The following is a 7,289-nucleotide window of genomic DNA, read 5'->3' as shown; positions in this document are numbered from 1 at the left end:
GGTAGGGGCGGCGGGGGCGAAACCACCCCCTCGGCCTACGCCGCGTACCCTCCGTCCACCGCCAGCTCCGCCCCCGTGACGTACGTCGCCTCATCCCCCGCCAGATACGCCACCATCGACGCCACCTCCTCCACCGAGCCGTACCGGCCGACCGCGGTCGCGCCCGCCTGGGCGGAGGCGGACGGCCCGTCCGCGGGGTTCATGTCGGTGTCGACGGGACCGGGATGCACGACGTTCGCGGTGATCCCACGCCCACCCAGCTCCCGAGCGAGCGCCTTCGTCAGCCCGGTCAACGCGGACTTGCCCGTCGCGTAGAGCGTGCCCCCGGGCCCCGGCACCCGCTGGGTCATGCACGAGCCGATCGTGATGATCCGCCCACCGGAGGACATACGCTCCGCAGCCGCCTGGGAGGTGAGGAACACCCCGCGCACGTTCACCGCGAGCACCCGGTCGACGTCCTCCGGGGACAGGGACTCCAGAGGCCCGAGCAAGCCCACGCCCGCGTTGTTGACCAGTACGTCGAGGCGCCCGAGGACTTCCACCACGCGATCCGCCACCCCGGCGGCCTCGGCCGCGTCCCCGGCGTCCGCACGCAGGGCCGCCGCCCGCCGCCCCAGCGCCTCGATCCGCCGTACGACGTCCTCGGCCGCCTCCTTGCCCCGTACGTACGTGATCGCCACGTCCGCGCCCTCCTGGGCGAGCCGCACCGCCGTGGCCGCGCCGATGCCACGGCTCCCGCCGGTCACGAGGGCGACCTTGCCGTTCAACCCACTCGCCGAAGCCGAAGCCGAAGCCGAAGCCAAAGCCACAGCCGAATCCAAAGCCGAAGCCGAAGCCGAATCCAGCGCTACGCCCTCAGCCGTGTCCACATTCCGTATCGATGTCATGCCCCCATCCCAGCGCCCCCCACTCCCCGACGCTGGCGGCAAACGGACCACGACCTCGTACGCGGCACGAGGTAGCCCGAAGGGCCGACCGATCCGACCGATGAGTTGCCGACGCCGCCGGGGTCTGCACTGATGACAACTGACCCCCCTCGCGGAAGGCACCTCACCATGGGCAAGCTCACCCTCACCCAGTTCGTCACCCTCGACGGCGTCTACCAGGCCCCCGGCGGCCCCGAGGAGGACCGCCGCAACGGCTTCGAGCACGGCGGCTGGACCTTCCCGTACGCCGACGAGGACTTCGGACGGTTCGTCGACGAGAACTTCGGCCGGGTGGACGCGTTCCTGCTCGGCCGGCGAACGTACGAGATCTTCGCCGGCTACTGGCCGAAGGTCACCGACCCGGCCAACCCGGTCGCCTCGAAGCTCAACTCGCTCCCCAAGTACGTCGCTTCGAGCACCCTCACCCAGCCCGAATGGTCCAACACGACCGTCCTCGCGGGCGACCTGGAGAAGGAGGTCGCCGACCTCAAGGAGCGCACCGAGGGCGAGGTGCAGATCCACGGGAGCGGGGCCCTCGCCCAGTCCCTCCTCGCCCTCGACCTGATCGACACGGTGCACCTGCTGACCTTCCCCGTCGTCCTCGGCTCCGGCTTCCGCCTGTTCGCGCGGGGCCTGGTCCCGACCGCGTTCCGGCACGCCGGGGGAAGTGTCACCAGCCGAGGCGTCTCCATCCAGACGTACGACCTCGAGGGGCGCCCCACGTACGGCTCGTTCGACCTGCCCGAGGACGCCTAGCCACGCGGAGGGATCCGGGAAACGCGCTGTTCAACCGCCCGCCCCTGCTTGTTCAGGGCGGGCGGTCGCCTTCGGTTAACTCCCGGAGAACTTACGTGACGTGCCCGGAAAATCACGGAACTTGACATTGACATGCCACTGTCTACGCGCGTCATCATGACCCCATGAGATTCCCCCCACGCATGACACGCATCGGCGCTTCCGCCGCCCTCCTGTCCGCCCTGCTCGTGGGCGGCACCGTCACCGCCAACGCCGCGGGCACGTCGGCGGCCGCCGTCGGCAGCATCTGCTACGGCGACCTCCCCTCCCAGGCGTACGACACGCTCGACCTGATCGAGTCGGGCGGTCCCTTCCCCTACCCGCAGGACGGGACCGTCTTCCAGAACCGGGAAGGCATCCTGCCCAGCCAGTCCAGCGGCTACTACCACGAGTACACGGTGAAGACCCCCGGCTCCTCCACGCGCGGCGCCCGCCGCATCGTCACCGGTGAGGAGAACCAGGAGGACTACTACACCGCGGACCACTACGAGTCGTTCGACCTGATCGACTACGACTGCTGAGCCGGCCCCACCGGTTCGGCGCCACGCGCAGCGGTCGGCCGGCGGCAGCGGTCAGTTCGGCTTGCGGCTGTCGGCCACCGCGAACAGTGCGAGCGCCAGGACGATCAGCGCGACGCTCACGTAGATCTCGTAACCGTCCAGGGCACTCCAGCGCTGGGTGATCCCCCAGCGCAGCTTGCCCGTCAGCTCGTACACCAGACCGCCCGAGCCCTGCCACAGGGCGAGGAAACCGAGAACCTCCAGAAACTGCTTCATATCCAGGATCCTCGCCCCGCGGACCCCCCACGCCATCGGCCGCGGGGCGAGGTGTACGCGACCGAAGTCCCCGTCTCGTACGCGGTCCGTCGCCGAAAGTCCGCGGGACCGCGACTTTGGTCGTCCGTCGGGCACGGGGGTAGGTGTCCGGCGTCGTCTCTGCGTAGCTTTGTTGACCGTGAAAGGTGACAATCCGACGGCCGCAGCACACGCCCCGTCGGCCACGCACACCCCGTCGGCCACGCACGCCCCATCGGCCACGGCGGAACCGGAGGCGCCGATCCTGGCAGAGACCGAGGTGCCGCCCGCGCGGGAACTGACCCAGGGGCGCTGGCTGCTGCCGTCGGCCGTGGCCACCGCACTCGACCCGGACCGGCCGCACCGCGTCGGACGCTCCGGCCGGCCCCGGCGCACCGGGCGGGACTGGATCGTCGACTTCACCGCCTTCCTGGTGGCCGTCTTCATCGGCATGATCGGCGCGGACGAGGTGTCCAAGGACCCCGCCATCGCCAAGTCCCTTGCCGACGCAGATCAGTTGATCGGGGCTCTGGCATGCGCGGCGGTCTGGTTGCGGCGCCGCTGGCCGGTGGGCCTCGCCGTGGCGATGCTGCCGGTCGGCCTGATCTCGAGCACTGCGGGCGGCGCGAGCATGGTCGCGTTCTTCACGCTCGCCGTGCACCGCCCGTTCCGGTACATCGCCTGGGTCGGCGGTGTCTCCTTCGCGATCAACCCGCTCTTCTACTGGTGGCGCCCCGCCCCCGATCTGCCCTACGTCGCGTCCGTCGTCCTCTCGACCCTGCTCGGCGTCGCGATCATCGGATGGGGCATGTTCGTCCGGTCCCAACGGCACCTCATGCTGAGCCTGCGGGACCGGGCGCGGCGCGCCGAGACGGAGGCCGCGCTGCGGGCCGAACAGGCGCAGCGGCTCGCGCGGGAGGCGATCGCGCGCGAGATGCACGACGTGCTGGCCCACCGCCTCACCCTGCTCAGCGTGCACGCGGGAGCACTGGAGTTCCGGCCCGACGCGCCCCGCGACGAGGTCGTCCGGGCGGCGGGCGTCATCCGGGAGAGTTCACACGAGGCGCTGCAGGACCTGCGGGAGATCATCGGGGTCCTGCGCGCGGGGGACCCCGACGACACCGGCCGACCCCAGCCGACGCTCGCGGCGCTGGACACGCTGGTCGCCGAGTCCCAGGAGGCCGGTATGAAGGTCGGTCTGGACAACCGCGTCACCGAGCCCGCCTCCGTCCCCGCCTCCGTCGGCCGCACCGCCTACCGCATCACCCAGGAGGGCCTGACCAACGCCCGCAAGCACGCCCCCGGAGCGGAGGTCACCGTGACCGTCGCGGGCGCCCCGGGCGACGGACTCACCCTCTCCATACGGAACCCCGCGCCTCCCGGCGACGTCCCGCCCGTCCCCGGCTCCGGCCAGGGCCTCATCGGCCTGACCGAGCGCACCACCTTGGCCGGCGGCCGTCTGGAGCACGGCGAGGAGGAGGACGGAGGGTTCCAGCTGCGGGCCTGGCTGCCGTGGGGCTGACCGTCGGGCGGGGAGGGCCCTCTGCGGCCGACCGAGAGAAGCGAAGGCACCCGAACCGGACTCAGGGTGTACGGGGCACCACGCGCTGTCCGGACGTCCCGTACACCCACGCCGAGGTGTCCTCGATGAACTCGGAGGGAAACCCCGGGCGGAAGTCCGTGGCCGCCTCCAGCCGGGCCACCACCTCGTCGGGCAGGACGAGTCCGGCCGCGCCGAGGTTGTCCGTGAGCTGCTCGACCCGGCGGGCGCCCAGGATGGGATGGACCGTGGGGGAGTGGGCCGTCGTCCAGGCGAGGGCCACCTGCGCCGCCGTCACGTCGAGTTCGTCCGCGGCCTCCTGAACGGCCTGGGCCACCGCGCGCTCGCGGTCACCGATCGCGTCCTGGGACAAGCGGGTCGCCGTGCCCGGCTCGACGCCGCCCGGGCGGGTGTACTTGCCGGACAGGACACCGTTCTGCAGCGGACTCCACGCCGCGACCGACATGCCGAACGCCTCGGCCATCGGCAGCAGTTCGCGCTCCACGTCCCGGTTGAGCAGGCTGTACGGCACCTGGAGCGCCGACAGCGGGCTCCAACCCCGCCACTCGGCCAGGGTGTTGGCACGCGAGACCACCCAGGCCGGGGCGTCCGAGATACCGACGTACAGCACCTTCCCGGACCGTACGGCGTCGTCGAGAGCGCGCATGGTCTCCTCGACCGGCGTGTTCGGGTCCCAGATGTGCACCCAGTAGATGTCGACGTAGTCGGTGTCCAGGCGGCGCAGGCTGGTCTCCAGCGACAGGGCGAGGTTCTTGCGGTGGTTGCCGGCGGCGTTCGGGTCGGAACCGTCGCGCGAGACCGTGTACTTGGTGGACAGCACGAAGCGGTCCCGCTGCCCCTTGAGCAGCTCGCCGACGATGCGCTCGCTCTCCCCGCCGCGGTAGTTGACGGCCGTGTCGATCACGTTGCCACCGGCCATCGCGTACGCGTCGAGGATCCGCGCGCACTCCTCCTTGGGCGCCCCCACACCGCCCTGCTCACCGAACGTCATGGCACCGAGGAACAACTCGGACACGCGGAGCCCGGTCCGCCCCAGAAGCCGGTAACGCACGGAACTCCTCTGGAAGTTGACGACGATGGCGACGACTGACCCTAACGGTTGACGGAGCGTGCGGCGACGGCGCGGGCTCCCCGGGGCACCCCGTCGGCCACGTATGGCCGAACCCGCACGGTGCGACTCGTACGGTCCTGCGGCCCGGTCTCATTACGGTAGGCCGCATGACTGCGATCCGACTGCTCCTCGTCGACGACGACCCCCTGGTGAGAGCCGGCCTGACGTTCATGATGGGGGGCGCCGACGACATCGAGATCGTCGGTGAGGGCGCCGACGGAGACGAGGTCGAGGCGCTGGTCGACCGTACCCGCCCGGACGTCGTCCTCATGGACATCCGGATGCCGACGGTGGACGGACTCGCGGCCACCGAACGGCTGCGCGGCCGCAAGGACGCACCCCAGGTCGTCGTCCTCACCACCTTCCACGCCGACGAGCAGGTGCTGCGGGCGCTGCGTGCGGGCGCGGCCGGGTTCGTCCTGAAGGACACCCCGCCCGCGGAGATCGTCGAAGCGGTGCGCCGGGTCGCGGCCGGCGACCCGGTGCTCTCGCCCGCCGTCACCCGCCAGCTGATGGAGCACGCGGCGGGCCCCGGGCCCGACACGCGCCGTACGCACGCGCGTACCCGCGTCGCCGCCCTCAACGACCGCGAGCGTGAGGTCGCCGTCGCGGTCGGCCGGGGTGCCGCGAACGCCGAGATCGCCGCCGAACTGTTCATGAGCGTCGCCACCGTCAAGACGCACGTCTCCCGCATCCTCGCCAAGCTCGACCTCAACAACCGGGTGCAGATCGCCCTGCTGACCTACGACGCCGGACTCCTGGAGGACCTGGAGGAGGACGGGCACTAGCGGGGCGACTCGTGCGTTGTACGGCTGAACGGGCCTGGGGGACGCAGGGACGGTTGGGGCCGTAGGGCTCCGGCTGTAGGGGCTCAAGGGGGAAGTTCATGGGGCAAGTGATCGATCTGGGGGAGTTCGGGCCGGGGTTCACCGAGGACCCGCACCCCGTCTACGCCGAGCTGCGCACCCGCGGGCCGGTGCACCGTGTGCGGCTGCCGGGAGCGGACGCGCACCACGAGGTGTGGCTCGTCGTGGGGTACGAGGAGGCGCGGGCGGCGCTGGCCGACCCCCGGCTGGCCAAGGACGGCTCGAAGATCGACGTGACGTTCCTCGACGAGGAGCTGATCGGCAAGTACCTGCTGGTCACCGACCCGCCGCGGCACACGCGGCTGCGCCGGCTGATAGCGCGTGAGTTCACCGCCCGCCGGGTGGAGGGCCTGCGGCCGCGTGTCCAGGAGATCACCGACTCGCTGCTGGACGCCATGCTGCCGAGGGGGCGCGCCGACCTCGTGGAGTCGTTCGCGTACCCGCTGCCGCTCACCGTCATCTGCGAGCTGCTCGGCGTGCCCGAGCTCGACCGGAAGGCGTTCCGTGCGTTGTCGACGGAGACGGTGGCGCCGACGAGTACGCAGAGCGAGTACGACGCGATCGTGCGACTCGGCGAGTACCTGACGGAGTTGATCGAGGACAAGCGCTGTTCCCCGCCCGGCGACGACCTGTTGAGCGCCCTGATCCGGACGACCGACGAGGACGGCGACCGGCTGTCGGCGGACGAACTGCGCGGTATGGCCTTCCTGCTGCTCATCGCCGGTCACGAGACGACGGTCAACCTCATCACCAACGGCGTGCGTGCGCTGCTCGCGCATCCCGGTCAACTGGCCGCGCTGCGGGGTGACATGGGACTGCTGGAGGGCGCGGTGGAGGAGATGCTGCGGTACGAGGGTCCTGTGGAGAACGCGACGTACCGGTACGCGGCGGAGCCCCTCGACATCGCCGGTACGCCCATCGATGCGGGGGAGGCGGTGATGGTCGGGCTCACGGCGGCCGACCGTGACGCCTGCCGTTTCCCGGCCCCCGACCGCTTCGACATCCGTCGCGCGCCTCAGGGGCACCTCGCCTTCGGGCATGGCATCCACTACTGCCTCGGCGCTCCGCTGGCCCGGCTGGAGGGCCGCGTTGCCCTCCGGGCGCTGCTGGAGCGCTGCCCGGAGCTGGCGCTGGACGGTCCTGCGGGGGACTGGTTGCCGGGGATGCTGATACGGGGGGTGCGGAGCCTGCCGGTGCGCTGGTGAGGGGTGTCTTTCGCCCCCGCCGCCCCTACCC

Annotated in this window: 8 protein-coding genes; 5 read left to right on the top strand and 3 right to left on the bottom strand. The window is 71.3% G+C overall.

The features are described from left to right. Positions 1-35 precede the first annotated feature (35 nt). Positions 36-767 (bottom strand): SDR family oxidoreductase, encoded by a 732-nt coding sequence (locus FNH08_RS39775; protein ID WP_228034639.1) that lies wholly within the window; start codon positions 765-767, stop codon positions 36-38. A gap of 288 nt (positions 768-1,055) precedes the next feature. Between FNH08_RS39775 and FNH08_RS39770 the strand changes: the two genes are divergently transcribed. Continuing rightward, positions 1,056-1,682 (top strand): dihydrofolate reductase family protein, encoded by a 627-nt coding sequence (locus FNH08_RS39770; RefSeq protein WP_152776393.1) that lies wholly within the window; start codon positions 1,056-1,058, stop codon positions 1,680-1,682. 164 nt (positions 1,683-1,846) lie between these two features. Further along, a complete protein-coding gene (locus FNH08_RS39765) occupies positions 1,847-2,242 on the top strand; it encodes a ribonuclease domain-containing protein (protein ID WP_152776392.1) in 396 nt (131 codons plus the stop codon). Positions 2,243-2,293: 51 nt separating this feature from the next. Here FNH08_RS39765 and FNH08_RS39760 read toward each other — a convergent pair whose 3' ends face one another. Next, complete coding sequence (locus FNH08_RS39760) at positions 2,294-2,497, bottom strand: hypothetical protein (protein WP_152776391.1); 204 nt, start codon at positions 2,495-2,497, stop codon at positions 2,294-2,296. A 280-nt stretch (positions 2,498-2,777) separates the two neighbouring features. On the opposite strand from FNH08_RS39760, the gene FNH08_RS39755 reads away from it, so the two are divergent. After that, entirely contained in the window at positions 2,778-4,037 is a 1,260-nt protein-coding gene (locus tag FNH08_RS39755) for a sensor histidine kinase (protein ID WP_407704551.1), read from the top strand. Between the two features lie 61 nt (positions 4,038-4,098). On the opposite strand, the gene FNH08_RS39750 is transcribed toward FNH08_RS39755, so the two are convergent. Further along, positions 4,099-5,127, bottom strand: coding sequence for an aldo/keto reductase (locus tag FNH08_RS39750; RefSeq protein WP_322726223.1), 1,029 nt, complete (start codon positions 5,125-5,127; stop codon positions 4,099-4,101). A gap of 167 nt (positions 5,128-5,294) precedes the next feature. Here FNH08_RS39750 and FNH08_RS39745 point away from each other — a divergent pair, with 167 nt between their 5' ends. Continuing rightward, a complete protein-coding gene (locus FNH08_RS39745; protein WP_152776390.1) occupies positions 5,295-5,975 on the top strand; it encodes a response regulator transcription factor in 681 nt (226 codons plus the stop codon). Positions 5,976-6,073: 98 nt separating this feature from the next. Next, positions 6,074-7,258 (top strand): cytochrome P450 family protein, encoded by a 1,185-nt coding sequence (locus FNH08_RS39740; protein ID WP_152776389.1) that lies wholly within the window; start codon positions 6,074-6,076, stop codon positions 7,256-7,258. The last annotated feature ends 31 nt before the right edge of the window (positions 7,259-7,289 follow it).

It is taken from the genome of Streptomyces spongiae, from assembly GCF_009377185.1.
Classification (GTDB): domain Bacteria; phylum Actinomycetota; class Actinomycetes; order Streptomycetales; family Streptomycetaceae; genus Streptomyces; species Streptomyces spongiae.
This window is presented reverse-complemented; position numbering and strand designations above follow the sequence as displayed.